Raw genomic sequence first — 26208 nt, forward strand, 5'->3', positions numbered from 1 at the left:
GGAGGAGAGTGCGAAATGTCGGAGATTCCGACCTTGTACGGAGGGCCGGCAACCCGCCGGGTCCGCACCCGTGACCTGATCAACGCCAAGGTCCGCGGCGACCGCTGGCCCATGCTGACCTCGTACGACCAGTACACCGCGTCGATCTTCGACCAGTCCGGCGTACCGGTCCTGCTGGTCGGCGACTCGGCGGCGAACAACGTCTTCGGCTACGAGACCACCGTCCCGATCACCATCGACGAGCTGCTGCCGCTGGTGCGTGCCGTGGTCCGGGCCACCACGACCGCGCTGATCGTCGGTGACCTGCCGTTCGGCAGCTATGAGGAAGGCCCCACCCAGGCACTGCGCACCGCCGTCCGCTTCATGAAGGAGGGCGGCTGTCACGCGGTCAAGCTGGAGGGCGGCCGCCGGATGGCCCCGCAGATCGAGGCGATCACCGGTGCCGGCATCCCGGTGATGGCGCACATCGGCTTCACCCCGCAGCGCGAGCACGCCATCGGCGGCTACCGCGTTCAGGGCCGGGAGAACGAGGGCGCCGAGGTGATCTCGGACGCCCGCGCGGTCGCCGACGCGGGCGCGTTCGCCGTGGTCCTGGAGATGGTGCCGGGCGAGGTGGCCAAGCAGATCACCAAGGAGCTGGCGATCCCCACGGTGGGCATCGGCGCCGGACCGGACACCGACGCGCAGGTGCTGGTCTGGCAGGACATGGCCGGACTGCGGACCGGCAAGACGCCGCGCTTCGTGAAGGCTTACGCGGATCTCGCCGGCGTCCTTTCGGACGCGACGCGACGTTTTGCCGACGAGGTGCGCGGCGGCGAGTTCCCGGCCGCTGAGCACACGTTCTAAACCGATTTTGTACGCCCGGAGCTCCGCGACACCGCGGTAGGTAGCGGCCGCGACGCGACTCCCGGCCGTCCTCGGCTGGCTCTCAGGGGTGCCTCAAGCCTTTCGAGACACCCCTGAGCACCAGCCGAGGTCAGGGGGTTTCGAAGCGGACCGTGCGGGTGACCGGGTCGGCGGTGGTGAGGCGGGCCTGGACACGGCCGCCCAGCGGCAGATCGCCCAGGCAGCGGGCACGCACCGCCGGATCGTCGAGCGCCACGGTGCCGCCCGCCGGCCGCTTCCCGGACGCCTCCTGCCGGTCCAGCACCGCCACGTCGAAGCTCTCACCCACCCGGTCCTGCAGCAGCACCGCCTCGGCGAGATCGATCGCGCCCCGGTCGGCCGCCCCGGCGAGCCGATCAGTCGCGGACATCTGCTTCGGCAGGCGCGGGAGCGCGTCGAGCACCCAGGCCGGCACCGGGCGGCCCTCGTGCAGGGCCAGGCAGGTCTCCGCGACGTACCGGTCAGCGAGCCGCCGCAGCGGCGCCGTGACGTGTGCGTACGGCGCGCCCACCCCGCCGTGCCCGGTCTCCTGCGGCACCGGGCCGGCCGTACCGCCGAACGCCGTGTAGGCAGCGCCGCGCAACAGCTCCGCCGCCTGATCCAGGAACGCCGCCCCGCGCGGGCTGCCCGGATCCACCGACGCCACCACCGCGCCGACGGTCGCACCGGCCGGCCAGCTCACCCCGAGCGACTCCGCCGCGACCCGCAGGCCCTCGATCGCCTCCGGCTTCGGCCCCGGCATGGTCCGCAGCATCCCGACCCCGCCGTCCAGCATGATCCGCGCCGCGGCCATCCCGGTGAGCAGCGAGATCTGCGCGTTGTGCTCCTCGACCGGCAGTGGCGCGCTCAGCACCAGCCGCCAGCCGTCGCCGTCCCGCTCCACCTCCTGCGCGGGCAGCGGCAGGTTCACCGCGCCCCGCTCGGCCGCGCGCCGGGCCAGCAGCGTCCCGATCTCGGCGAGCAGCGTCACCAGCTCGGACGGGCTCCCGCCGTCCAACTCCCGCTGCACGCTCGGGTAGTCCAGCTTGGCGCGGCTGCGGACCCGGGCGCGTTCGAGGCTCACCGCGGTGGTCGTACCGTCCGCGTCCAGGTCGATGCTCCACAGGACGGCCGCCCGTTCCACATCCGGGAACAGGCTCACCGCGCCCTCGCTGAGCACCGGCGGATGCAGCGGGATCCGCCCGTCCGGCAGGTAGACGGTCTGCCCGCGCACCCAGCTCTCGGCCTCGACGGCGCCACCGGGGCGGACGAACGACGCCACGTCCGCGATCGCGTACCGCACCCGGTACCCGCCGCCCTCCCGGCGGCTCAGATGCATCGCCTGGTCCAGGTCCTGCGACCCGGCCGGATCGATCGTCACGAACGGCACATCCGTACGGTCGACGCCCTCCGGCATCTCCCGCGCGGCGCGCTCCGCCTCGGCCGTCACCTCGGCCGAGAACTCACCCGGCAACCCCAGTTCCCGGCGCAACACCGAGAAATCGATCTGCGGAGCCCAAACCCTTTTGATCGGCACCGCCCATTCCTACCAGCCCGTTCCCACGTTCCTCACCCACCGCCCCGCACGACAGCGGCGGACCACCCGTTCCCGGGCGGCCCGCCGCTGTCCGTGCCGTGCTCAGTGCCTTGCTTCGTGCCTACCTCGAGCGGCGGACCGCGCCCGGCGGTTTGCGGATGGCGCTCGCGCGGGACGCCGAGGTGGCCTTGGCTCCGTTCCGGGAGCCACGAACTGCCCCGCCCGTGGCGCCGTCGTTGGCACCGGACGTGCGGCTGACCTTGCTGGTCTTGGCCGCATTCCCGGTGGCCCGGCCGGTGGCCGCGGCCGCCGGCTTGTTGGCCGCCTTCTTGACCGGGGCCGCCGCCTTGGCACCGTTCGCATTCGCGGCGGCCGCCTTGCCACCGTTGGCGGGCGCCTTGGCACCGCTGGCCTTGGCGCTTGCCGCCTTGGCACCGTTGGCCTTGGCGGCCTTGACCGCGGCGGCTCTGGTCGTGGCAGCGATCTTGGCAACCTTGGCCGCGGCGGTCTTGGCGGCCCGGGCTGACACTGCCGCCCGGTTCGCCGTCACCTTCGCCTGCTCGGCCTTCGCCGCGGCAACCTCGGTAGCCGCGGCCTCGGCCTGAGCGGTCGCGGTCCGGGCGGCGACGGCCTTGCTGACCGCGGGCTTCCTGCCGGTCGCCTTGGCGGGTGCCGCCTTGGTCGCGGCCGTGGCCCTGCCCCCGGTCGCCTTGGGTGCCGTCGCCTTGGCCCCGGCCCGACTCCCGGTCCCCGCGCCGGCAGCCGCCTTCGTGGCCGCCGCCCTGGTCCCGGTCGCCTTAGTCGCCGTCGCCCTGGCACCAGTCGCCTTGGCTGCTGCCGCCTTGGAGGCAGTCGCCTTAGTGCCGGTCGCTTTAGTAGCGGTCGCCTTCGCGGCCGTCGTCCTGGTTCCAGTCGCCTTCGCAGCTGTCGATTTAGCTGCTGTGGCTGTAGACCCAGTCCCCTTAGCTGCCGCTGCCTTGGAGGCGGTCGCCTTAGCGGCGGTCGCCTTGGTGCCAGTTGCCTTCGCAGCCGTCGCCTTGGAGGCAGTCGCTTTAGCTGCTGTCGCCTTCGCGGCCGTCGACCCGGTTCCGGTTGCCTTCGCCGCCGTCGCCCTGGTCCCGGTCGTCTTGGTAGCTGTTGTCTTGGTAGCTGTCGCCTTGGCCGCCGTCACCTTGGCGGCCGTGGCCTTGGACCCCGTCGCCTTGGCGGTTGTCGCCTTAGCCGCTGTCGCTCGGGTACTCGCAGCTTTCGCTGCCGTGGCCTTGGTCCCGACCGCCTTCGCAGCCGTGGCCTTGGTCCCAACCGCCTTCGCAGCCGCCGCCTTGGTCACGGTCGCCTTCGCAGCCGTCGCCTTGGATCCGGTCGCCTTCGCGGCCGCCGCCCTGGTTCCGGCTGCCTTGGCGACTGCCGACTTCGCCGCGGTTGCCTTGGTTGCGCCGCCAGACCTGGCAGCAGTGGCCTTGGCCGCCGTCACCTTCGTAGCGGTTGCCGCGGACCTACCGGTCGTGGCCTTCGCCGCCGCCGAACCGGCTCCCGGAGCAGCCTTCGCTGCGGCAGACCCGGATGCACCGTTCCGGCGCGAAGGAGCGGTCGCCTTGGCACCCGTTGCCTTCGCCACCGACCGCCCGGATGCCGCCGTCGCCCGCCCGGAAGCGGCCTTGGCCGTAGCCGGCGCAGCCTTCGCACCCGCCCGGGCCGCGGTGGCCCCGGTCCGCGCGCTCGCCGCAGCCGACTTCACGACCCGGCCGCCCACGGCCTTGGCCGCCCCAGCCGCCTTCGCCTCAGCAGCGGCCGGCGTGGCCACGCCGCGCTTGGCAGCACCCACGGTCGCCTTGGCAGCCGTCGCCTTTACTGCCGCCGCCCTGGTCCCGGTCGCCCTGGTCCCGGTCGCCTTGGTCGCGGTCGCCTTGCTACCCGCAGACTTGGCAACCGGCGCCGCCTTGCCACCCACGGCCTTGACCCCAGCCACCTTGGCAGCCGTCGCCTTGGCCCCGGTCGCCTCAGTCGCCGCCCGACCAGAAGCAGCCGTCGCCCGACCAGAAGCCGTCGCCCGGCCAGGAGCAGCCGTCGCCTTAGCCCCAGCAGCCTTAACCCCCGCCGCCTTGGCAGGCGCCGCCTTGACCGCAGCCCTCTTGGCAGCCGCCCCCTGAGCGGAACCAGCCTTCCCGGCAACAGCCTTGGCCCCCGCGCCCCGCGCCCCGCCGGCCCCGTTCCCTGCCGCCTGAGCAGCGCTGGTCACTCGCCCGCCGGTCTTCTTGGCCACCGCCTTGCCCCGGACCGGCGCCTTCTTCCCCGCCGGCCGGGCCAACGCCTGGGTGTCCTCGACCGCAGAGCCCACTGCGAAGTCCGCCGCCGGCTGCGAGTCGTCATCGTCCGGTTCGGTCACCGCCGCCCGGCCCACCGCAGGCCCGGCCGCCGCCCGGGCAGCAGCCCGCTGCGCCGCCGCTTCCCGCCGTGTCATCCGCACCGGCGCCGCGCCACTCACCGGCACCGCGCCGGCCGCCCGGTCAGCACCGGCTGCCGACTCCAAGCCGGCCGGCTCCGCGCTGCCCGTCGGCTCCGCACTGTCTGCAGACTCCGCGCCGGCCGCGTCCTGGCCGGCGAGGCCACCGAGGTCATCTGCGTGCCGCGCCGCCGAAGAGGCGACAAGCGTCCCGGTACCGGCTTCCACCGCATCCGGAACCACCACCAGCCCGCCGGCCCGGTGCGCACCTGGCATCGCCACCTGCCCGACCGCGATCTGCGCGGCCACCGGCGGTTCCGGCTCGTCCGGATCGATCTGTCCCACCGCGGCGGTACCGGCCTGTGCGGCCCGGGTCGCGGCCATCTCGGCCCGCGCGGCCCGCACCGCGGCCGCCTCGGACCGGGTCTCCTTCACCTGTTCCGCGGCGGTGCCGGCCCGTTTCCGCACCGGCGTACTCCGGACAACCCCGCCGTCCTCGACCGCCCCGTCCTCTTCGGGTGAGAGGAACAGCTGTCCCCGGGCCCGCGCGCTCTTCGCGAACGCTTCCATCTGCGCCGCGTAGAGGTCGGTGCCCGGCGCGGCGTCCGGCTCCGGGGTGTCGAGCGCCTCCAGGTCCGGACGGTCCGCACCCCACTGCTCGGATTCCCGCTCGGGCGTCGAGCCGTCCCGCGGCGGCGCGAACCACCCACCCAGGAACGGCCGGTCGGTCAGCTCGCTCGGCGAGATCTCCGTGTCCTCGGAGGTCGACGGCGCGTCGTCCCGGGTCCAGTCCCGATATCCGGAGTCCGTCGAAACCGTCACCTGCGTCTTGTTCGGAACGCTGCTGCTGGCCGCGGAGACCCGTCGGCCCTTGCGGTTCGCCGCTACCTCAGCGTCCGCTTTCCCCCGCTGAGCCAGGACCCCGTTGCGTACGACACCAGCCCGCGCCGCCGGCACCCTGACCTGCACAGCGTTCTTCCCGGCACCAGTGCCGCTCTTGCCGGCGTTGCTCGCCTTGCCGCCAACCGTCTTAGCGGCAGCCGTCTTACCCGCAGCCTTCTGAGCAGCAGTCGTCTTACCAGCGCCTACTTTGGCGGCATTTTTCGCAATAGCGCCGGCTTTGTTGGCGCCGACCTTGGCAGCCCCCGACTTGGCGGCACTGACCTTGACCACACTCGCCTTGGCAGCACTCGCCTTGGCAGCACTCGTCTTGGCAGCACTCGTCTTGGCAGCACTCGCCTTGGTGGCGCTGACCTTGGCACCACTCGCCTTGGCCCCGCCAACCTTGGTAGCGGTCGCCTTGGTGCCGCTGGCCTTCGCGGTGCTGGCCGTGACCACGGCCTTCTTGGTCCCGGTCGCGGCCGCAGCCACCACCGACCGCGCCGCGCCGGAACGTGCGGACGGCACCTTGGCCGCCGCGGCCCGCCCGGTCACACCACGAGCGCCACCGGCCGCTGACCCGTTCTTCGTGGCCCGCGGCTCCGTTGCCGAAGCCCGCCCGGCCCGGCCACCACTCGCGGTCACCCGGCTGGCAGCACCCTTGACCGCACGAGAGTCCGCCGCGGTCACCCGGCTGGCAGCACCCTTGACCGCACGAGAGTCCGCCGCGGTCACCCGGCTCGCGGCGTTCTTGCCGACCCGGGAATCCGCCGCGGTGACCCGGCTCGCCGGAGTCTTGGTGACCCGCGCCGCCGTGGCATTCGTGGACGTCTTGGCTGCTCGCGCCGCCGCCGTCGCACCACCGGCGGTCTTCGCCGGTGCCGGCTTGGTGATCCCGGCCCGGCTTCCCGCAGTCTTCGCCGATGCCGACCTGGCCATGGCCTTGTCCGGCACCCGCTCGGTCACCGAGGCATCGGTCCGGCCCTTCGCCGAACTCCGCGCCGCCGAAACCGCCTTGGCAGCCGACCGCGGCGCCACCACGCTCTTACCCCCCGCAGCCCGAGCCGCCGGCACCGTCTTGACCGCCGCCGTCTTCGCGGTCGCCCCCGTCCGCGCTGCCGGCACCGTCTTGCCCACAGGCTTGGCCACTGCCGTCTTGACCGCAGGCTTGCCTGCCGCAGACTTCGCAGTTCCCGCCGCTCGCGCCGCCGGCACCGTCTTGCCCGCCCCTGCCTTGACCGTCGCAGGCTTGTTCGCCACGGTCTTGACCGTCGCAGGCTTGACCGTTGCCGCCGTCGTCTTGACCGTCGCCGTCTTCACCACCGCAGCCTTGACCGCGGTTTTCGCCGCTGCAGTCTTCGCCCCCGCGGGCTTCGCCGCCGCAGGCTTCGCTGCCACGGGCTTGACCGGGGGCTTCGCTGCCACGGGCTTGGCTGCCGCAGGCTTCGCGGTTGCTGCCGTCCGGGTCCTAGGCACCGCCGAGGCTCCACGCTTCGCCGCGCCGGGTGCCTTCGCTCCGCCCGACCGAGCCGCCGGCACGCTCGCCGCCTTCGCGCTACCCGCCACCTTGGCAGACTTCACCACCGGCGCAGACTTCGTCGTCCCAGCAGTCTTCCCCGCCGAGTTCGCCTCGGTCCTCGCCGCCGGAACCGCGGCCCGGCCGCGCGCCGCACCCACGGCGGGCTTCCCCACCGCAGCAGTCTTCGCCGCCACCGTCCTGGTCCCCGCGCTCGGCTTCGCGACCGCAGCCTTGGTCCCCGCAGCCGGCTTCGCGGCCACTGCCTTGGTCCCGGCAGCCGACTTCGCGGCGACCGGCTTGGCACCCGCAACCGGCTTCACAGCGGCCGACTTCGCCACGGCCGACTTCGCGACGACCGATTTGGCAGCTGTCGACTTGGCAGCCGCCACCTTGGTCCCTGCCGTCTTCGCCGCAGCCGTCTTCACCGCAGGCGACTTCACCGCAGGCGACTTCACCGCAGGCGACTTGACCGCGGGCGACGTGACCGCAGAGGTCTTGGACGCAGGAGTCTTCGCTGCAGGAGACTTCACTGCCGGCGACTTCGTGGCGGTCGCCTTGGTGGCCGCCGCCCTGGAGGCAACCGGTTTCACCTCGGCCTTTTTGCCGGCGACCCGTGCCGTCACACCCGCAGAAACCCTCGACTTGGCCGCCACCGCGACTCCACTCCCCACCTTCGCGGCGCGTCCCGCCGCTACCGTCATCGACGTGCCGGCCCGAGGCGCCGGCGTCCGTCCACTCACCCGCTTGTCCCCGCCCGCGGCCATCCCGGCCCCGGCAACGGATTTCCCTGTCTTGACCCCGGCACCGGCCTTCGCCGACCCGACGCCGGCCTTCGCCGACCCGGCACCGGCCTTCGCTGACCCGACACCGGCACCGGTCTTTGCCGACGCAGCAGCGGGCTTCACCGGCACGACCGGGGCTTTCGCCCGCCCGCCCGTGGGCTTCGCCGACGAGGACGTGCCAGCCACGCTCCGGGCCGCCGTGCTCCGTCCCGCCACTGCGGACCGCCCCGCCGCCGGGGTCCGGCGGGAGGAGCCGGTTGCGGCGGTCGCGCGTTCCGGCGTACCAGAAACGGTTTTAGGACCCGCGCCGGAGGCGGCGGATCTGGTCGGGGCCTTTTTGGCAGCGGGCATCGAGGTGTTCCTCCTTGCGAATGACTGCGGGCGCGTCTGCACCGGGGAAATCGAAGTTCGGACCAGCGGGCGAGATGACGGTCTAGCTTTTCTCCCCAGTCCATCGGGTGTCCTCGGCATCCCAGTCGGCATTGCGCTTCTCGACTGTCTCGAGGGCCCGCGTCGCTTCGTCAGCGGTGGTGAACGGCCCGAGCCGATACTGAGCGGGACATACGTCGTCGCCGATCTCGACCCGGTGGTGTCGGAGGCACCAGAAGTAGCCCGCGCCGGCGAGCCCACTGTCGTTCATTCCATCACTCTGCAACTAAAAACGACCATGCGCTACCGATTCGGGCAAAATGCCCCAGGATTTCCAATGTGGAACTGGGTGAATTGACCGTCATACCTCATCGGAACGAGTCACTCGGCTCGTTCGCCCGGCTTCGGTGCAGCATTCACACCACAGAGACCTCAACGAGCGTGATTATGACCGGGATCAGCGGATCGAGCGCCGAAAAACGAAGCCGCCCCGGTCGCGGACGGCGACCGGGGCGGTGAAACAGGCGGGACGGGTCAGCTGCTCCGCTCCGCGGCGATCAGCTCGGCGATCTGCACGGCATTGAGCGCCGCACCCTTGCGCAGGTTGTCGTTCGAGATGAAGAAGGCCAGCCCGTTGTCCACGGTCGAGTCGACCCGGAAACGTCCCACGTACGACGGGTCGCGGCCGGCGGCCTGCAGCGGGGTGGGCACCTCGGACAGCTCCACGCCGGGCGCCGAGCCCAGCAGCTCACGGGCCCGCTCCGGGGAGATCGGCCGGCTGAAGCGCGCGTTCACCTGGATCGAGTGCCCGGTGAACACCGGCACCCGCACGCAGGTGCCGGAGACCAGCAACCCGGGCAGGTCGAGGATCTTCCGGCTCTCGTTGCGGAGCTTCTGCTCCTCGTCGGTCTCGCCGCTGCCGTCGTCGACGAACGAGCCGGCCTGCGGGATCACGTTGAACGCGATCGGCCGCGGGAAGACCTTGGACTCGGGGAACTCCACGGCGGACCCGTCGTGGACCAGCTCGAGCGCCCGGTCGGCGACCTTCTTGATCTGCTCGTCGAGCTCGGCCGCGCCGGCCAGCCCGGAGCCGCCGACCGCCTGGTACGTGGTGGCGACGAAGGAGACCAGCCCGGCCTCGTCGTGCAGCGGCCGGAGCACCGGCATCGCGGCCATCGTGGTGCAGTTCGGGTTGGCGATGATGCCCTTCGGCCGCACCTTGGCGGCGTCCGGGTTCACCTCGGCGACCACGAGCGGGACGTCCGGGTCCATCCGCCAGGCCGACGAGTTGTCGACGACGACGGCGCCGGTCTCGGCGACGCGCGGCGCGTACTCCTTCGAGCCGCCCTTGCCGGCCGAGAAGAGCACGATGTCCAGGCCGCGGTAGTCAGCGGTCGCCGCGTCCTCGACGGTCACCTCGCCGGAACCCCAGGCGATGGTGCGACCCGCGCTGCGGGCCGAGGCGAAGAGCCGAAGCTGGTCAACAGGGAAGTTGCGCTCAGCCAGGATGCGGCGCATGACGCCACCGACCTGACCCGTCGCGCCGACGATGCCGATCCTCATGACCACCAAAATACGGCCTGAACTGCTCATCAAGAAATCAGGTTGCTCAAAATATGGGATCGTTGTCCCACATTCGAGGACAACGGGGCTAGCTTCGAGGGCATGGCGACGTATACCCACGGGCACCACGAGTCGGTCTTGCGCTCACACCGCTGGCGCACCGCAGAGAATTCGGCGGCATACCTGCTGCCACGTCTTTCCTCCGGATTCACCCTGCTGGACGTCGGATGCGGCCCCGGCACCATCACCGCCGACCTGGCGGCGCAGGTCACCCGGGTCACCGCCCTGGAACGCACCGACGCGGCCCTCGACCTGGCCCGGGCCGAGATCACCCGGCGCGGCCTGACGAACGTCGACTTCGCGGTCGGCGACGTGCACGCCCTCGACTTCCCGGACGACTCGTTCGACGTGGTGCACGCCCACCAGGTGCTGCAGCACGTCGCCGACCCGGTCGCGGCCCTGCGCGAGATGCGCCGGGTCACCCGGCCCGGCGGCCTGGTCGCGGTCCGGGACGGCGACTACGCCGGCTTCACCTGGTTCCCGCTGGTCCCCGAACTGGACGAGTGGCTGGCGCTCTACCAGCGGGTCGCCCGCGGCAACGGCGGCGAACCCGACGCCGGCCGCCGCCTGCTGTCCTGGGCCCGGGCGGCCGGCTTCACCGACGTGACCGCGACCGCCTCGATCTGGTGTTACGCCGACGACGCGGACCGCGACTGGTGGGGCACCATGTGGGCGGACCGCATCCTGAAGTCCGACATGGCCGCCACCGCAGTGCAGTCCGGCGCCGCCACCCCCGCCGACCTGGACCGTCTCGCGGCCGGCTGGCGCACCTGGGCCACCTCCCCGGACGGCTGGTTCACCATCCCGCACGGCGAGATCCTCTGCCGCGCCTGACCACCACGCGCCGGGCACGGCCGCGGCCCAGGTTGCGGGGCTTGGCTGGTTCTCAGGGGTGTCTCAACGAGGTTGAGACACCCCTGAGAACCAGCCGACTCCGCCGTGAGCCGCGCCTCGGTCCGGATCGGCCGCGGCCTCGCGCTCGCCTCACGGGCGGGACGTGGCTGGTAGCCTGCGGACGAGCGCTCCCTATTCGTACCAAATATGGTTTTAAAGGATGTTGGGGCGGAAAGCCCAGTGCCAGGACTCGCGCTTGACGTTCTCGACGAAGCCGTAGCGGTCACCGTTCTTGCGCATCCAGGACAGCGCCTCGGGGTTGAGGTCGAGGTCGGTGGCCATGCCCCAGCCGTGTTCGCTGGTGCCGGGCTTGGCGGCCAGACCGCCCTGCGAGTAGAGGCCCTTGCGGCGGGCGATGTCGACCTGCTCGGGGTACGAGCGGTACGAGTCGGTGATGCCGATCTTCACGCCGTCCCGTTCGGCGTCGTCGAGGAGCTGGGTGAGCTTCTCGGCGGCCGGCGCCCACAGCTTGTGCTTGCCGTCGCCGACCTGCTGCAGCGCCTCCGGCGGGATCTTGCCGTTGCCGTAGGCGGCCAGGTCCTCCGGGATGCCCTTGCCGTTCAGCTTGTACGCCTTGCCCGTCTCGGGCGTGCTCTGCGCCGCGATCGCACCGCTCAGGTGGCTGGCGAACGAGGAGCCGGCGGCCTGCGGGCTGCCGGGCGGCGCCATCTTCGCGGCGGTCGTGGTGGCGGCCTGCTGGGTCTGCAGGGCCAGGATCCGGCTCTGGATGTCGGCGATGCGTCCGTTCACTCCCTCGATTCCCACGCCTTACTGGTTCGGCGCTCCCGCGGAAATCTGAGTTGCTCCGCGATTTTCCTCGACCGGCGCGCCCTCCAGCCGGACGGTCAGATCGAGATCGACCTCGGAGGTGCGGTCCTTCCGGTTCGGCAGCACGTTGGTGATCAGGACGAGGACACAACCGATGACCGCGTACGCCGCGAGCACCGCGATGTGCGGGCCGATCGGCGCGTCCGGGAAGTACAGGTTCTCCCGGACCGCCTGCACGCCGGCCCCGGTGGGCAGGTTCTCGCCGAGCACCCGGCCGAACGTGGGCAGGAACTCGGGCAGGATGCTGGCGCCGGAGATGACCGTGCCGATCGTGAAGTAGAACGCGCCGACCGCGGCGCCGGCCGGGCCGATCAGCGCCACCGCTCCGGCCGTCGAACCGGTCACGGCCAGCGAGATCAGCGAGAAGATGCCGAGCATCTCCCACCGGTCGGCACCGCTGCCGACCCCGAACCAGCTCATCGACCAGAGGATCGCCACGGCCGAGCCGATCGCGTAGACGACGAGGGTCGCCGAGTGCGCGACGCCGCGGCGCCAGCTCCGGCGGGTCCGCGGGATCAGCCGGCCCAGCCCGATCGAGGCGATCGTGCCGCCGAGCGACAGCGCCTGGGTGAGGAAGCCGAGCGAGACCCCGTTGACGTCGGCGGCGGGCAGCGGCACCACGTCGGTGACCAGCGGCGGGGTGATCAGCGACTGGACGGTCCGGATCCCGACCTGATCGGTGGTCTGCGCCAGGGTGGTCACCTGCGCCGCGGTCCGCTGCTGCACCACCGCGGTGTACGTGGCGCGCAGCAGACTCGCGGCGGCCGGCCCGGCGGCGCTCGCCACGTACAGGTGCGGGGTGCCGGTCACGTCGACACCGCCGTACACCTCGCGGCGCTTGATCGCGGTGGTCAGCGCGTCCGCGGAGGCGTAGTCGCCGAACCGGAAGTGCCCGCCGGCCTCGAGCAGGCCGACCACCTCGGCGCGCTGCTCGGCGCTGGCCACCAGGCCCACCGGCAGGTGATGCGCGGTGGCCTTGTGCCCCATCCCGAGGTAGTACGCGGTCAGCCCGAGCTGGATCACCACGCCGATCGCGCAGATCACCAGGGCGAAGCGCCGGAACTGCCGTACCGACTGATGCTGGGTCTGATCGGACACACCCCGAGCCTGCCCGGGAAGACCGTCCCCCGGGGCGGTTTCAGCCCAGATCGGCCGGGTTGGTGTTGGCGCCGCAGAGCAGGGTGACCACGCGCTCCCCCGGGGCCGGGCGGTACGCGCCGGAGGTCAGCGCGGCGTACGCGGCGGCCGTGCCGTGCTCGACCACGATCCGGTAGTCGTCCCAGAGCCGGCGGCGGGCGTCGACGATCGCGGCGTCGTCGACGAGCAGCGACTCGATCTTCGCGTCGGTGGCGAGCTCGAAGGCGATGTCACCGACCCGGCGGGCGCCGAGCGAGTCGGCGGCGACGCCGGAGACCGGGACGTCGACGGGTTCGCCCGCGTGGAGCGCCGCGTGCAGGGCGTTCGAGGTCACCGGCTCGACCGCGACGATCTTCGCCCGGTCGCGCAGCGCGGCGATCACGCCGGCGATCAGGCCACCACCGCCCACTGCGACAAGCACGGTGTCCGAGATTTCGGAGATTTCGAGACCTAGTGTGCCGTTTCCGGCGACCATGTCCGGGTCGTCGTACGCGTGGCAATACAGCGCGCCGGTCCGCTCCCGCGCGGCCGCATAGGCCTCCGCGTACTCGTTGCCGACCTGCACCACCGTGGCGCCCAGCTTCCTGAGCTTGGCCACCTTCACCTCGGGCGCGGTGACCGGCACGAACACCTCGGCCGGCACACCCAGCTCGCGGGCCGCGTACGCCGCCGCCAGCCCCGCGTTGCCACCCGACGCCACCACGATCCCGGCCGCCGGGACGTCGCTGTTCAGGATCTTGTTCATCATCCCGCGGGTCTTGAACGAGCCGGCGTGCTGCAGGTGCTCCAGCTTGAACCAGAGGTCCGGACCGGCCTGCACCACCGGGGTGTGCCGGATCCGGCCGTCGATCCGCCGGGCAGCGGCTTCCACATCCGCAATGTTGATCACAACGTCAAAACTAGGCGACGCTCCAGCTCACCGAACTCGACGGTACGGGTAAGCGCTCGCCAATCAGCCTGGTCAGATCGAGTAACCGGTTCGAGAACCCCCACTCGTTGTCGAACCAGCCGCGCACCTTCACCCCGCCGTCCGCGGTGACCTGAGTGCCGGACGGGTCGAACAGGCAGGACGCCGGGTTGCTCTTGACGTCGATCGAGACCGTCGGGTCCGGGTCGTACGCCAGGATGCCCCGCAGCGGCCCGGCGGCCGCCTCGGCCATCACCCGGTTGACCTCCTCGACCGTCACCGGCCGCCCGGTCTGCCCGGACAGCTCGGCCAGCGAGCCGACCGGGGTGGGCACGCAGTAATAGCTGTAGCGCATCTCGCCGATCTCCGGCAGCGCCACCCGGACCAGGTCACCGACCACGTGGTTGTGCGGGACGATGCTCTCCCCGGCGGCCCGGCCCAGGCGTGGGTCCTCCCGCGACGTGCCGATCAGCGAGTCCTGCACCCGCTGCCAGCCCTGGGTCGCCAGCATCACCGAGGTGTTCACCGAATGCAGGCCGAACCGGTCCAGCAGCACCTTGGCCATCACGGTCAGCGCGTTCACCCCGCACGAGGCGGGCGAGACCACGTCGTGCAGGTCCGGGTCGTAGCTGAGGTGGTTGGCCCCGTAGATCAGGAACGCGTCCGGGTCGTCGGCCGACGCGCTGATCACCACTTTGCGGGCGCCGCCGTGGGTGATGTGGGTCCGCGCCGTGGTGCCGGCCCGGAACCGCCCGGTGGCCTCGATCACCACATCCACCCCCTGGTCGGCCCAGGGGATCCGCTCCGGCCGCTCATGGTGATAGGCACGGATGGCGTGGTCGTTGACCACGAGATAGTCGCCGCGGGCGGTCACCGTGCCGGGGAACGCGCCCCGGATGCTGTCGCGGCGTAGGCCGTACGCCAGCTTCTCGGTGGACGCGATGTCGTTCACCGCGGCGATCTGGACGCCCGGGTTCGGCACCGACGCAATGATGCGGGTAAGACTGCGCCCGATCCGTCCGAGTCCGTTGATCCCGATCGCGACAGTCATCGAGCGCTCCTCGACTCCGTTGCTGTTGTGTGTGTTCCACGATGGTGCCGGTCTGTGTTCCTGACCGCCAGGACACCCCCGTTTTGCCCAAGGGTCCACCCGGCGTTACGGCTTCGACACTATGAGTTGTGCAACTTGCACGTCAACGGATGACAATGTCATACCGTCCGAGTGATGACCATCGACGCCCGGTGGTCTATGTGGAGAGTGTTCCGGCATGCTGGAGACGTGCCCGTACTTCTCTCCTATGCCACGGCAGACGCACTGTGGGCACAGTGGATCAACAGATCCCTGCAGGCCGCAGGCCATGCCGTGCAGATGCTCCCGGCCGGGGTCGACTTCGTGCAACGGATAGCGGATGCGCTTTCCGGATCGGACCAGGTGATCATTCTGGTCTCCGCGGAACACCGGGCCTCTACATCGGACTGGTCCGAAGTGCCCCTCGTGCCCGGACTCGTGGTCATCCGTCTCGACGCCGCGGAGTTGCCCGCGCCGCTGCGCGCCGCAAACTGCAAAAGCGTCCATGAGCTGGATGAAGAGGAGGCACTGGAGGTTTTGATGGTCGCGGTCGGCGGCCCGCAAAACCCTTTTTCGCGTACGGCGTGAGAGTTGCCAGTTTGTTTTTCCCCGAAAATGGGTATCGAGATCGTCGATCTTGCCGTGCGACCACTTTCGGACCAGGTCCGGTAATCGCATCTGCCGCAGCGACTGATCGCGCGCAGTTGCCGCCCCGGCTTCCACAGCCACCCCCGACCGCGCCGCGCTTCCGGCCCCCGGGCTGGCTCTCCGCGGTGCCTCCGTGCCCTCGAGACACCCCGGAGAGCCAGCCCGGGCCGGGAGGCGCGCTGCGGACCGGTGGCGGGACTGCCTCGCGGGGCGGCGCCACCGGGCACGTAGTATTACGGCGCGACGGACGAGTCGGCTGGGCGGTCGCGTCGGTGCCTCACGGCATCGCCGAGGAACGTCCGGACTCCGCAGAGCAGGGTGGTTGTTAACGGCAACCCGGGGTGACCCGCGGGACAGTGCCACAGAGAACAGACCGCCTCCGGTGCCTGAAGCATCGGCGGTAAGGGTGAAACGGTGAGGTAAGAGCTCACCAGCGCCCCGGGTGACCGGGGCGGCTAGGTAAACCCCACCCGGAGCAAGGCCAAGCAAGGTCGCGGCCGCGAGGTCGTGGCCGGCGCAGGGTTTGAGGGCTGCTCGCCCGATCCTGCGGGTAGGCCGCAAGAGCCTGTCGGCAACGGCAGGCCGAGATGGATGGCCGCCACCGGCGACGCAAGTCACCGGCCACAGAATCCGGCGTACAGGCCGACTCGTCCGTCGCCCTTTCGGTAATCTGCCGGCATGGATATGGCCGGCTGGGTTCTCGTGGTGTGGGGACGGCGCGACGAGCGGTATCGCGACTACAAGAGCGCCTGGCCGATGTGACTGCGGAGCTGGGGCATCGACTGGAATCCGTTCCGGCCCGGTGAGGTGATGGTCAGCCAGCCGCGCGTGCAGTACCCGGACGGGACCTTCGGGTGCTCCCCCGCCTGGTACGTGCGGCAGGAGGCGCTGGACCGGCTGGGGATCACGCCCGGGAACGGTCCGGTTGCGCCAAGGGCTGGGCGGCGAAGAAGTTCTGCAGCTCGGCCTGCTCCAGGACGTCCTGGGTAGCCCGTACCCGAGCTCTCTCCGCGGCCTTGACCGTCCGCGACCTGGTGGGATCGGCGGACCTGGTGCGGACGGTGTCCTCGGCGGCCCTGGCCGCCTGATTGGCGCGACGGGTGGCCGCCGCCTTGGCCGCGCGTGCCCGGGCCACCTCCGGGTCCAGGCGGCGGGCCGGGCGCACGTCAGCGGTCGCCTCCACCTCGCGGGCCTCGATCGCGGCGAAGTCCGGACGGATCTTGGCGGCGACCCACTCGACGCCGGCGACCAGGCCGACCACCAGCGCGAAGATGATCCGCAGGCCGATCGGGCCGGGCGCCGCGAAGTTGACCGCGGCCGAGATGGTGACCACCAGGGCGAGGACCTTGAGCGCGGCGCGTTTGGCGTCGGCGGCCATCCCGGCGGTCTGACTGATCGTCAGCATGGAGAGCATGGCCAGATCAAAAACGGCCGGCACGATCCACGCGAACAGACCGGCGCCCAGGCTCACCAGATAGTGCCCCTGGTGCAGGTAGCTGGCCGCGAGCGCGCCGGCCAGGATCCCGTTGTTGGCGCGTTTGATGGTCCGGATCGCCTTGAGCATCCCGGGCACCGCGCCCTTGGCGTATTCCGCGGCGAACTGCTGCGTCAGCGTCATCTGCGCCGGCAACGCGAACCTCCTCGGCACGGAGCGACGGGCCTCGAGCGGACGGCCTGGCGTGAAGCGGCACCCGCGGGAAAGGGCGAAACGCGGCGCCGGGATCAGACGCTACCGGAGCAAACCGGCCGCCTGCGGCGAGTCGGTCGAACCGGGTACGTACGACGTGAACGGGACCGCCGGGTCCGAAATACAGCGCGCCGCACCCCGGGGAACGGGGCACGGCGCGCGTGAAGCAGCAGATCAGAATCGGTCAGGTGGACGACACCTTTTCGACCGTGCCGGGCAGCCGCCGCGCGATCCGCGGGTCACCCTCGTCGGCGAAGTAGTCGTCCTTCGCGGTGCCGTCGACCCCCTCCGGCGTCTTGAGCGCCCGCAGCAGGAACGTCACGAGCACCGCCACCGCCAGGTTCACCAGCACCGCCACGAACCCCACGTAGATCGTCTTCGGGGTGTCGAAGCCGAACTCGGACAGCGCGAACGCCGACCCGCCGAAGTGCTTGCGCCCGGTGGCCGCGTTCGGGATCTGCCAGAGCATCCAGAACGCCAGCCCCATCCCGGCCGCCCAGCCCGCGATCAGCGCGCCCCGGTGCAGCCAGCGGCTGTACAGGCCGAGGATCACCGACGGACCGGTCTGCAGGATGATCACGCCACCGATCAGCTGCAGGTCGATGGAGAACTGCGGGTCCAGGAAGACGATGAAGGCGACCGCCCCGATCTTGACCACCAGCGAGGTGATCTTGGCGACGCCGGCCTCCTGCGCCGGGGTGGCGTCCTTGCGCAGGTACTCCTTGTAGATGTTGCGGGTGAACAGGTTGGCCGCGGCGATCGACATGATCGCGGCGGGCACCAGCGCACCGATGCCGATGGCGGCGAACGCCACCCCGGCGAACCAGGGCGGGAAATGCAGGTCGAACAGCAGCGGCACCACCGTGTTGCTGTCCACGCTGCCGGGCTTGGCGCCGGGCAGCGGCTTCACCCCGGCCGCGATCGCCATGTAGCCGAGCAGCGCGATCAGGCCGAGCAGGAAGCTGTACGCCGGCAGCGCCGACATGTTCCGCTTGATCACGTCCCGGTTCCGGCTGGCCAGCACCCCGGTGATGCTGTGCGGGTAGAGGAACAGCGCGAGCGCCGAGCCGAGCGCCAGGGTGAAGTACTGCACCTGGTTGTTGGCGTTCAGGATGATCCCGTCGCCGGGCGCCGGTGACGCCTGGAACTTCTTGTCCGCCGCCTCGAAGATCGCGCCCCAGCCGCCCAGCTTGTACGGCAGGTAGATCACCGCCACGATGATCACGATGTAGATCAGGGTGTCCTTGACGAACGCGATCAGCGCCGGCGCCCGCAGCCCGGACTGGTACGTGTACGCCGCCAGGATCGCGAACGCGATGATGATCGGCAGGTGCCGGGCGATCGCGCTGTCCCCGGTCACGCCCATCGTCTTGAGCACCGCCTCGATGCCGATCAGCTGCAACGCGATGTACGGCATGGTCGCCACGATCCCGGTGATCGCGATCAGCAGCGCCAGGGTCGGCGAGTCGTACCGGGTGCGGACGAAGTCGGCAGGCGTGACGAACCCGTGCCGGTGCGACACCGACCAGAGCCTTACCAGGATCAGGAAGAACAGCGGGTAGATCACCACCGTGTACGGCACGGCGAAGAACCCGGCGGCCCCGGCCCCGAAGATCAGCGCGGGCACGGCGACGAACGTGTACGCCGTGTACAGGTCCCCGCCGACCAGGAACCAGGTGATCCAGCCGCCGAAGCTGCGCCCGCCCAGCCCCCACTCGTCCAGGTGCGCCATGTCGGTCGGGGCGCGCCACTTGGCCGCCACGAAGCCCATCCCGCTGACCAGCAGGAACAGGACGCTGAAGACGATGATCTCGGTCAGATGCGCGCTCATGATCGGCCCCGGCCCCTCGTCATCCGGTACACCAGCGTCGTGGTGACGACGCCGAGCAGGATGAACGCGAACTGCAGCCAGTAGAAGAGCGGAAAACCGGCGAGCCGTGGCTCGTCGTGGTTGAAGAGCGGGGTCAGCAACGGCACCACGATCGGCACCAGCAGCAACCAGTTCCAGGGACTGCTATCGGTACGTGGCTTGGTATCGGCATGCGGGGATTCCGGCTCCGCCATGATCCGCCTCCCTCTACAGCGTGTATGGGTTACGTCACGCTAACGAGACAGGATGATCATTGGCGATCAAAGTGCGCCGAACGGGCGAGGCGGTGCGCCGAACGGCAGGTCAGCCGAGGCCGAAGACGACAGCGTCGCCGCGCTCCTCGCGGGTGATCCCGAGACCGTCGACCGGCTTGGTGAACGTCGCCGGCGGGACCGGATCCGAGTACGACCGGCGGGGCACCACGACCGTACGGATGCCGCGGTCGCGCAGGTATCGCACGCTCGCCGCGTCGGGGAACGACGCGACGGTGGCCCGCAGCTGTTCGAGCCGGGGCGGGATGTACCCGCTGGAGCCGTTCGCGACGGTCGGGAAGCCGTCCGTCGACCACAGCATGACCAGCAGGTCGGCGAGCTTGTCGGTGGGCAGCACCAGCACCGGCTGGGCCAGCGAGCCGAGTGCCACCGGCGCCTTCGGCACGTCGCGGAACGGCGTGATCTGCACGCCTTCCAGAACGACCAGCCCGGCGGGGAGCAGCAGCAACACGGCCAGCACCGGCCGTGCCACCCGGCCGGTAAGTTGCTCGGCGAGCGCGGTGATCAGGCCGGCCGCGAGCAGGCCGAGCAGCAGGGTCACCCAGAGGATCAGCCGGCCCGGCGTACGGATCGCGTCCCAGCCGGGCAGCCAGTGGTGCAGCATCTGGTAGCCGTAGTTCCACGGCGCGCGCATGCCCATCCCGACCCAGGCGAAGGCGAACGCCGCGAGCAGCATCAGCACCCGGTGCCGCCGCGACCACGCCGAGACCACCAGGCCCAGCCCGGCCAGGCCGATCGCGAAGAACCCGGGCAGGTTCCACACCTCGCCGCCGCCCTGCGGGATCAGCGCGTCGCGCAGCTCCTGGTTGTCACGGCCCCACAGCCACTCGAAGCCGGGCGCGGTGACGAACTGCCGGACGTCGCCGGAGAACGAATTGATCTCGGCGAGCGTGCGCGCGCTGCCGGGGTAGGCCTGCTGCATCCTCAGGTACGGGATCGCCATCAGGCCGACCGCGGCCAGGAAGATCAGCACGCCGGCCAGGTCGGCGCGGAACAGCCGCTTGCCGAACGGCGGCCGCTTGACCAGCCAGAACAGCACGGACGCGGCGGTGAGCGCGCCGAGGACGTACCCGAAGGGAAGCCCCAGCCCGAAGCCGAGGGTGATCTGCCAGGCGGCGACCAGCCACCCGCCGAGCGCCCAGGCCGGCCGGGCTTGCGCCGGGCGGTACCCGTGCCGCAGCGAGTAGCCGTGCCCGCGGGCCAGCATCGCGAGGCTGAGCGCGATCCCGCCGATGGACAGGATGTTGAGGTGCGACATGTGCGCGTACCGCCACGGCGCGTAGGCGAAGATCAGGCCGGCCACCAGGCTGCCGGCCCGGTTCGCGCCGAGCTGGCGGGCCAGGACGTACGCGCCGAACGACGCGCCCGCGAACGCCAGCAGGAAGAGCAGGTTGTAGCGCAGCACGGCGGCCTCGCTGCCCGAGCCGATCAGGCCGAACGGCAGGTAGCCCAGCAGCGTGTCGGAGTAGGCGAACGACCAGCTCTCGCCGAAGTGCGCGTTGGTGTCCCAGAACTGCCCCGGGCTGTGCAGCAGGGCCCAGCCCATCCAGGACAGTTGCCAGGCCTGCAGCGACGGGTCCCAGAAGTCGGAGGCGAAGGTGTGTGCCGGGTCCCGCATCAGCGGCCAGGTCATCAGCACCGCGAGCAGCACGGATCCGGCCGCGGCCAGGAACCACTCGTGCCGGAGCAGGCGCACCACCCGCGGCCGGGAGCGCGGCCCCGCGGGCGCCCCGGTTCCGGCCGGTCCGGCGGACGGCCGCTCCAGCACCCGTTCCACACCGCTCTGGTCGCTCACCTGATCCATCGCTTCCCTGCTGTCGCGGCCGCGCGCGTGCGCAGCCGCCCCCGTCGATGCGCGGGATCATACGGTGGCGAAGATCGGCGGCGCGACACGCAGGTTGACCGGCTGCTGCTACCCTGCGGGCCGTGAACGAAGAGGCGACGCACCCCCCGACGGAACCCGGCGCGAACGGCGAAACCGCCCCCGCGAACCGGCAACCGAAGGCGCCCGCCTGGGACGGCCCGCCCGCGCCGCGGCAGCCCGGGCCGCCGACCCTGCCGTGGCAGACGCCGCCCCTGCCGACCACCGCGCCGCAGCAGCCCAACAGCGCCCCGCCGTGGCAGAGTTCGCCCGACCCGGTCGCACCGCCGCAGCCGCCGCAGCCCGGCCCGCCGACCCTGCCCTGGCAGACGGCGCCCGCACCGGCCCCCGCGCCGCAGTGGCAGAACTCGCCCGAGCCGCACAGCGCACCGCCGTGGCAGTCCTTCCCCGAGCCGAACAGCGCTCCACCCGCGATCGCCTCGTGGAACGAGACGTCCACCGAGAACTCCTGGAACACCGCGCAGCAGCAGTCGAGCCCGCCGGCACCGGTGCCGCCGCTGCGTCCGGCGCCGCCCGCGAAACCGGCGAGGTCGGGTGGCTGGCTGGCCGGCTGGATCGGCGGCATCCTGGTGGCCGCGATCGCCTTCGGCGCCGGTGGCTACTTCATCGGCTCCGCCGGGGACTCCGGCGGCGGTTCGGACAACCCGACCTCCGACCCGGCGCCGTCGGTGCCGCTGTTCGAGGCCCGGCTGACGGCGACCAACCGGGAGAAGCTCGGCGGCGACCTGGCCGGGCTGGCCGGCCCGTGGATCACCTCGCTCGGCAACTGCATCGCCAACACCGAGAAGGGCGCCCCGGCGCTCGGCCCCGACGAGAGCCGGCACGTGACCTGCCGGTACGGCGACGCGTGGGTGCACTTCGTGGTCTACAAGGCGGCAGCGCAGAAGAACGCGGCACGGTCGTACCGTCTGCAGTTGAACCTCAACGCCGACGAGGTCGCGCCGGGGGTGCAGGATCCGCAGCGGACCAACGGCGGCGTCACCCAGGCACCCGGCAAGATCGTCGAGTACGCGTTCCGGCAGCAGAGCGGTGTGGCGCTGTGCGGCATGTCCTGGGAGCGCGACGAGGACCAGCTGGCCGCCCTGATGCTCGAGGCGTCCTGCGAGGCGGACCTCGGCGGCAACTGGGCCGTGCTGCGTGATCTCTGGCAGCGTCACAGCTGAGACGTCTTCGCGTCGGTTAGCCTTCCCGCCGTGACTCCATGGACGACCGCGATCGGCAACACCGTCCGGATGTGGTGGCAGCGCTGGCGCGACGACCAGCTGCCCGCCATGGCTGGCGGTCTGCCGTCGCCGTCGCGCCGAGCCCTGCTCACCGGCGGTGGCGCGGTGGCCGTCGGCGCGGGAGTCACCGGCGCGGTGGTCGGCCGGTACATGTCGGCCGCGGACACCTCCGGGACGTCCTTTCTGGACGTCCGGCAGTTCGGCGCGGCCGGTGACGGCAAGACCGACGACACCCGGGCGCTGCAGAAGGCGCTCGACGCCGCCGCGGCCGGTGCGGGCCTGGTCTTCCTGCCGGCCGGGGTCTACCTCACCCGGCGGCTGGTGCTGGGGTCGAACGTGCACCTGCGCGGGGCCGGCGGTGACACCACGGTGCTACGGCTGCACCCGGGCGCCAACAGCGCGATCCTGGAGTCGGACGGTTTCGCGCGGCTCTCCGGCACCGACGACGCCGGCGGCATCCTCGGCTTCAGCATCCGTGACCTGGCCCTGGACGGCAACAAGGGCGAGAACCCGGACGGCGGTTTCGGTCTGCGGATCTACGGCTGCCAGTACGAGCTGTCCGAGCTGATCGTCTTCAACTGCCGGCAGGACGGCGTCTACAGCGAGTGGAGCGGCACGGCCGGGCTGCCCGGACTGTCGCACCAGATGGAGGCCCGGCTCACCGCGGTCCGCTCGCACCACAACGGCGGCTCGGGATTCAACTTCAACGGGCCGCACGACTCGATGTTCGTCAACTGCCTGGCCTTCGAGAACGAGGGCATCGGCTTCCGGCTGGCCGGCGAGGCGCACGCCACGTCGATGGTGAACTGTCACGGCTGGGGCATCGCGCAGCCCGTCTCGTTCGACCTGGCCGCGCTCGCGATCGGCTGCGTGAACTGCTACGCGGATTTCAACGGCGGGATCGGCGTACGGATCTCCCGCAACGACTGCCGCTGGTGGGGCGGTTTCGTGATCGGCGGCAACCACACCGGCGACCGCCGTGAGATCGGCATCCAGTTCGTACCGGGACCCGTCGACGGCGAACCGGCCGGCTGCGTGATCGACACCAAGATCATGAACTGTGCGACGGCGGCCGTGGACTTCGGCAACGGCTTCGGCAACAGATCGACGGTCCGCGCCTCGCTCACCCAGCCGGGCGTGCACACCGACGGGGCGTACGTGGCCGGCACCGGCAAGCCGTGGATCGGCACACCGAACCGCACCTGCCGGATCGAGATCCTCGAGGGCCTGACCGATCCGGCCAAGAGCCTGGTGGTCAGCCCGGCGTTCGAGATGCGGGCGCAGACCGTCCGCGGCCTGCCGCAGGCCGATTCGGTACGGGTCTTCGTCCGGGTCGCCGGCGGCCGCACCCAGCTCTGCGCGCAATTCCCCGACGGCACGGTCCGGGTGCTCGGCTCGGAGTGACCGACGGGACAGCCGGGCCGTGGACAGCACCGTAAGATCGCTCGGCGGATCGCTCACTCCGTCACCGCCGACTTCCCCAGCCGGCAGAGCGTGACGTACCTGCGCGAGAACGGCATCCGCCACCCGAGCACCTGGGAGAACCATGACCGTCAACAGCTCCGCCGGCCGGGGCGCCCTCCAGCCGGCGCTGCTCGGCGGCCGCCGGGTCGCCGTGGTGCACGAGTGGTTCGGTGCGACCGGCGGCTCGGAGGCGGTCTTCCTGGCCATCGCCGACCTGCTGCCGCAGGCCCAGCGGCTGGTGCTCTGGACCGACGAGGGGGTGCCCGCCGACGAGCTGCGCCTGCGGCAGTCCTGGCTGGCCCGGACCCCGCTCAAGCAGAGCAAGGCCCTCTCGCTGCCGGCCATGCCGCTGGTCTGGCGGACGCTGACCAGCGAGAAGTTCGACGTGGTGGTCTCGTCCAGCCACGCGTTCGCGCACACCGTCAAGCTCGGTGATCCGAAACGGACCCGGCACCTCAGTTACATCCACTCCCCGGCCCGCTACGTCTGGAGCCCGGACTTCGACGGCCGCGGCTCGCACCCGCTGCTCACCGTGCCGCGCCGGGTGCTGCAGCAGGCCGACCTGCGGCTGAGCCGGCACGTGCACGCGTACGCGGCGAACTCGCGCGAGGTGCAGAGCCGGATCAAACGGTTCTGGAAACGCGACGCCGAGGTGATCAACCCGCCGGTGGACGTGGACTACTTCGGTGCCGCGCCGGAGAGCCAGCGGCACCAGTCCCGGGACTACCTGCTGGGGATCGGGCGCTGGATCCCGTACAAGAACTTCGATCTGATCATCGCGATCGCCGACGCCGCGAACCTGCCGCTGGTGCTGGCCGGTTCCGGGCCGGAGGAGGAGCGGCTGCGGCGGCTCGCCGCCGCCGCCCGGGTCGAGGTCACCTTCGAGGTACGACCGGACCGCGAGCGGCTGCGCGAGCTGTACTGGGGCGCCCGTGCGCTGCTCTTCCCCGCGCACGAGGACTTTGGCATGATCCCGGTCGAAGCGCAGGCCTGCGGCACCCCGGTCGTCGGGCTGGCACGTGGCGGGCTGTTGGAGACGGTCCGCGACGGCGTGACCGGTTTCCTGGTCGACTCCCTCGACCCGGGCCGGTACGCGGACGCGGTCCACCGGGCCGGCGAGCTGTCACCGGAGCCGATCCGGGCGCACGCCGCCGCGTTCTCGTCCGACCGGTTCGCCGAGCGGATGACCCACTGGATCGACGACCTGGCCGGAGGCACCTGGTGACGAGCACCGTCGTCGACGCGAGCGGTGTCGGCCCGGGCGGCATCACCCGGGTGCTCACCGAGGTGGTGCGGTGCTGGCCGGCCGGCGAGCGGATGCGGATCGTGGCCGCCCCGGCGGGCTGGCAGCCGCCCGCGGACACCGCCGCCGAGGTGACCGTGGCCGGCACCCAGCGCGACGGCCGGATCGGCACGATCGCCGAGGCGACCCGGACGCTGCGCGAGGTCACCGGCGGTGACGCCGGGCCGGGGACCCGGGTGCTGTCGCTGAGCCCGTCGCTGGCCGTGCGGGGCAGCCGGCTCCCGGTCACCACGATCGTGCACGACCTGGCGTTCCGGCTCTGGCCCGACGGTCTTTCGGCATCCGTACGGCAGTACCGCAAACTCAGCTACAGCACCGCGATCGGCCGCTCCGAGCGGCTGCTCTGCGTGAGCGCGCGCACCCGGCACGACCTGCTGGGGCTCTACGGAGTGCCGTACGAGAAAACGACGGTCTGGCACCCGGGCAGCGACCTCGCCGTGACGCCGGGTGTCCTGCCCGGACCGGTGGCCGCCGTGCACGACCGGGGCGGGCGCTACCTCGTGGTGCCCGGGCACGCCGCCCACAAGGGTGTCGAACTCGCCGTCGAGGCACTCGCCGACCTGCCCGGCCACCACCTCGTGGTGCTCACCGGCGGCCGTCCGGTGGACGCCTTCCTGCGCGCGGCGGCCGCGTCACCGGCCGCCGACCGGGTGATCTTCCTCGATCGTCTCTCCGACGCCGAGTACGCGGCCACCGTGGCCGGCGCCGCCGCGTTCGTGATGCCCAGCCACTTCGAGGGGTACGGCCTGCCCGCCGCCGAGGCGCTGCGGCTCGGCACCCCGACGGTGATCTCCCCCGACCCGGCGCTGCTGGAGGCCACCGGCGGCGCGGCGGCCCGGATGACGACCTGGTCCGGCGCGGCGCTGGTCGACGCGCTGCGGCAGCTGACCGACCGGCCGCCGGTCACCGCGGCCGAGCCGGGCGGCCGGTCCTGGCGTGCCGCCACCGCACACCTGCACGCCCTGCTCAGCGGCGGCGCGCCGGCCGTCGCGGCCCGGCTCTAGGACG

Annotated in this window: 19 protein-coding genes and 1 other RNA gene; 9 read left to right on the top strand and 11 right to left on the bottom strand. The window is 71.6% G+C overall.

The genetic code is table 11. The features are described 5' to 3' along the window. The first annotated feature begins 15 nt into the window (after window positions 1–15). Entirely contained in the window at window positions 16–846 is an 831-nt protein-coding gene (gene panB, locus ADL15_RS00115) for a 3-methyl-2-oxobutanoate hydroxymethyltransferase (protein WP_067683602.1), read from the top strand. Window positions 847–976: 130 nt separating this feature from the next. Here panB and ADL15_RS00120 read toward each other — a convergent pair whose 3' ends face one another. Both ADL15_RS00120 and ADL15_RS52485 read right to left on the bottom strand, forming a co-directional pair. Next, entirely contained in the window at window positions 977–2401 is a 1425-nt protein-coding gene (locus ADL15_RS00120; protein WP_067683605.1) for an RNB domain-containing ribonuclease, read from the bottom strand. Between the two features lie 121 nt (window positions 2402–2522). Further along, window positions 2523–6662, bottom strand: a complete 4140-nt coding sequence (locus ADL15_RS52485; protein WP_157441067.1) for a hypothetical protein — start codon at window positions 6660–6662, stop codon at window positions 2523–2525. On the opposite strand from ADL15_RS52485, the gene ADL15_RS52490 reads away from it, so the two are divergent. Continuing rightward, a complete protein-coding gene (locus ADL15_RS52490) occupies window positions 6610–8751 on the top strand; it encodes a hypothetical protein (RefSeq protein ID WP_157441068.1) in 2142 nt (713 codons plus the stop codon). The genes ADL15_RS52485 and ADL15_RS52490 overlap by 53 nt on opposite strands. A gap of 176 nt (window positions 8752–8927) precedes the next feature. On the opposite strand, the gene ADL15_RS00145 is transcribed toward ADL15_RS52490, so the two are convergent. Further along, on the bottom strand, window positions 8928–9956 hold the full coding sequence (locus ADL15_RS00145; protein WP_067683619.1) for an aspartate-semialdehyde dehydrogenase: 1029 nt from the start codon (window positions 9954–9956) through the stop codon (window positions 8928–8930). A gap of 102 nt (window positions 9957–10058) precedes the next feature. On the opposite strand from ADL15_RS00145, the gene ADL15_RS00150 reads away from it, so the two are divergent. Then, window positions 10059–10850, top strand: a complete 792-nt coding sequence (locus ADL15_RS00150) for a class I SAM-dependent methyltransferase (RefSeq protein ID WP_067683622.1) — start codon at window positions 10059–10061, stop codon at window positions 10848–10850. A 213-nt stretch (window positions 10851–11063) separates the two neighbouring features. Here the strand turns inward: ADL15_RS00150 and ADL15_RS00155 are convergent, their stop codons facing one another. The 4 genes from ADL15_RS00155 to ADL15_RS00170 are packed head-to-tail and all read right to left on the bottom strand — an operon-like array spanning window position 11064 to window position 14833. Next, window positions 11064–11675 carry a M15 family metallopeptidase gene (locus ADL15_RS00155; protein WP_067683624.1) on the bottom strand — a complete coding sequence of 204 codons (612 nt, stop codon included), beginning with the start codon at window positions 11673–11675 and terminating at the stop codon, window positions 11064–11066. Between the two features lie 3 nt (window positions 11676–11678). Further along, window positions 11679–12836 (bottom strand): ABC transporter permease, encoded by a 1158-nt coding sequence (locus ADL15_RS00160; protein WP_067683626.1) that lies wholly within the window; start codon window positions 12834–12836, stop codon window positions 11679–11681. 40 nt (window positions 12837–12876) lie between these two features. Beyond that, on the bottom strand, window positions 12877–13764 hold the full coding sequence (locus ADL15_RS00165; protein ID WP_067683629.1) for a threonine/serine dehydratase: 888 nt from the start codon (window positions 13762–13764) through the stop codon (window positions 12877–12879). Between the two features lie 10 nt (window positions 13765–13774). Continuing rightward, window positions 13775–14833: a type I glyceraldehyde-3-phosphate dehydrogenase gene (locus ADL15_RS00170; RefSeq protein WP_067683632.1), complete on the bottom strand. Its 1059-nt coding sequence runs from the start codon at window positions 14831–14833 to the stop codon at window positions 13775–13777. Between the two features lie 174 nt (window positions 14834–15007). On the opposite strand from ADL15_RS00170, the gene ADL15_RS00175 reads away from it, so the two are divergent. Both ADL15_RS00175 and rnpB read left to right on the top strand, forming a co-directional pair. Next, window positions 15008–15439 carry a toll/interleukin-1 receptor domain-containing protein gene (locus ADL15_RS00175; protein WP_157441069.1) on the top strand — a complete coding sequence of 144 codons (432 nt, stop codon included), beginning with the start codon at window positions 15008–15010 and terminating at the stop codon, window positions 15437–15439. Between the two features lie 308 nt (window positions 15440–15747). Then, window positions 15748–16153, top strand: an RNA gene (gene rnpB / locus ADL15_RS00180) — RNase P RNA component class A. 250 nt (window positions 16154–16403) lie between these two features. On the opposite strand, the gene ADL15_RS00185 is transcribed toward rnpB, so the two are convergent. The 4 genes from ADL15_RS00185 to ADL15_RS00200 form a co-directional block, all read right to left on the bottom strand. Then, window positions 16404–17129 (bottom strand): DUF2637 domain-containing protein, encoded by a 726-nt coding sequence (locus tag ADL15_RS00185; RefSeq protein ID WP_394326898.1) that lies wholly within the window; start codon window positions 17127–17129, stop codon window positions 16404–16406. Between the two features lie 241 nt (window positions 17130–17370). After that, the gene (gene mctP / locus ADL15_RS00190; protein WP_067683641.1) at window positions 17371–19017 is read right to left on the bottom strand and encodes a monocarboxylate uptake permease MctP; all 1647 of its coding nucleotides are present in this window, start codon (window positions 19015–19017) and stop codon (window positions 17371–17373) included. Beyond that, entirely contained in the window at window positions 19014–19250 is a 237-nt protein-coding gene (locus ADL15_RS00195) for a DUF3311 domain-containing protein (RefSeq protein ID WP_067683644.1), read from the bottom strand. Before ADL15_RS00195 ends, mctP begins: the two co-directional genes overlap by 4 nt. Window positions 19251–19359: 109 nt before the next feature. Continuing rightward, window positions 19360–21132: a hypothetical protein gene (locus ADL15_RS00200; RefSeq protein WP_067683647.1), complete on the bottom strand. Its 1773-nt coding sequence runs from the start codon at window positions 21130–21132 to the stop codon at window positions 19360–19362. Window positions 21133–21254: 122 nt separating this feature from the next. Here ADL15_RS00200 and ADL15_RS00205 point away from each other — a divergent pair, with 122 nt between their 5' ends. The 4 genes from ADL15_RS00205 (at window position 21255) to ADL15_RS00220 (ending at window position 26204) form a co-directional block, all read left to right on the top strand. Beyond that, window positions 21255–22373: a hypothetical protein gene (locus tag ADL15_RS00205; RefSeq protein ID WP_067683650.1), complete on the top strand. Its 1119-nt coding sequence runs from the start codon at window positions 21255–21257 to the stop codon at window positions 22371–22373. 30 nt (window positions 22374–22403) lie between these two features. Next, window positions 22404–23837, top strand: a complete 1434-nt coding sequence (locus ADL15_RS00210) for a glycoside hydrolase family 55 protein (protein ID WP_232343820.1) — start codon at window positions 22404–22406, stop codon at window positions 23835–23837. Between the two features lie 142 nt (window positions 23838–23979). Then, the gene (locus ADL15_RS00215; RefSeq protein WP_067683653.1) at window positions 23980–25122 is read left to right on the top strand and encodes a glycosyltransferase; all 1143 of its coding nucleotides are present in this window, start codon (window positions 23980–23982) and stop codon (window positions 25120–25122) included. After that, window positions 25119–26204 carry a glycosyltransferase gene (locus ADL15_RS00220; RefSeq protein WP_232343821.1) on the top strand — a complete coding sequence of 362 codons (1086 nt, stop codon included), beginning with the start codon at window positions 25119–25121 and terminating at the stop codon, window positions 26202–26204. The genes ADL15_RS00215 and ADL15_RS00220 overlap by 4 nt, the downstream gene beginning before the upstream one ends. Window positions 26205–26208: the final 4 nt, after the last annotated feature.

It is taken from the genome of Actinoplanes awajinensis subsp. mycoplanecinus, assembly GCF_001509495.1.
In the GTDB taxonomy this organism is placed as follows: Bacteria; Actinomycetota; Actinomycetes; order Mycobacteriales; family Micromonosporaceae; genus Actinoplanes; species Actinoplanes palleronii.

Excerpts from the sequence above, each read along its gene's own strand:
- ADL15_RS00170 (WP_067683632.1), bottom strand. The coding sequence starts at position 14,833 with ATGACTGTCGCGATCGGGATCAACGGACTCGGACGGATCGGGCGCAGT.
- ADL15_RS00175 (WP_157441069.1), top strand. The coding sequence starts at position 15,008 with ATGACCATCGACGCCCGGTGGTCTATGTGGAGAGTGTTCCGGCATGCT.
- ADL15_RS00150 (WP_067683622.1), top strand. The coding sequence starts at position 10,059 with ATGGCGACGTATACCCACGGGCACCACGAGTCGGTCTTGCGCTCACAC.
- ADL15_RS00200 (WP_067683647.1), bottom strand. The coding sequence starts at position 21,132 with ATGGATCAGGTGAGCGACCAGAGCGGTGTGGAACGGGTGCTGGAGCGG.
- ADL15_RS00195 (WP_067683644.1), bottom strand. The coding sequence starts at position 19,250 with ATGGCGGAGCCGGAATCCCCGCATGCCGATACCAAGCCACGTACCGAT.
- ADL15_RS00215 (WP_067683653.1), top strand. The coding sequence starts at position 23,980 with ATGACCGTCAACAGCTCCGCCGGCCGGGGCGCCCTCCAGCCGGCGCTG.
- panB (WP_067683602.1), top strand. The coding sequence starts at position 16 with ATGTCGGAGATTCCGACCTTGTACGGAGGGCCGGCAACCCGCCGGGTC.
- ADL15_RS00145 (WP_067683619.1), bottom strand. The coding sequence starts at position 9,956 with ATGAGGATCGGCATCGTCGGCGCGACGGGTCAGGTCGGTGGCGTCATG.
- mctP (WP_067683641.1), bottom strand. The coding sequence starts at position 19,017 with ATGAGCGCGCATCTGACCGAGATCATCGTCTTCAGCGTCCTGTTCCTG.
- ADL15_RS52485 (WP_157441067.1), bottom strand. The coding sequence starts at position 6,662 with ATGGCCAGGTCGGCATCGGCGAAGACTGCGGGAAGCCGGGCCGGGATC.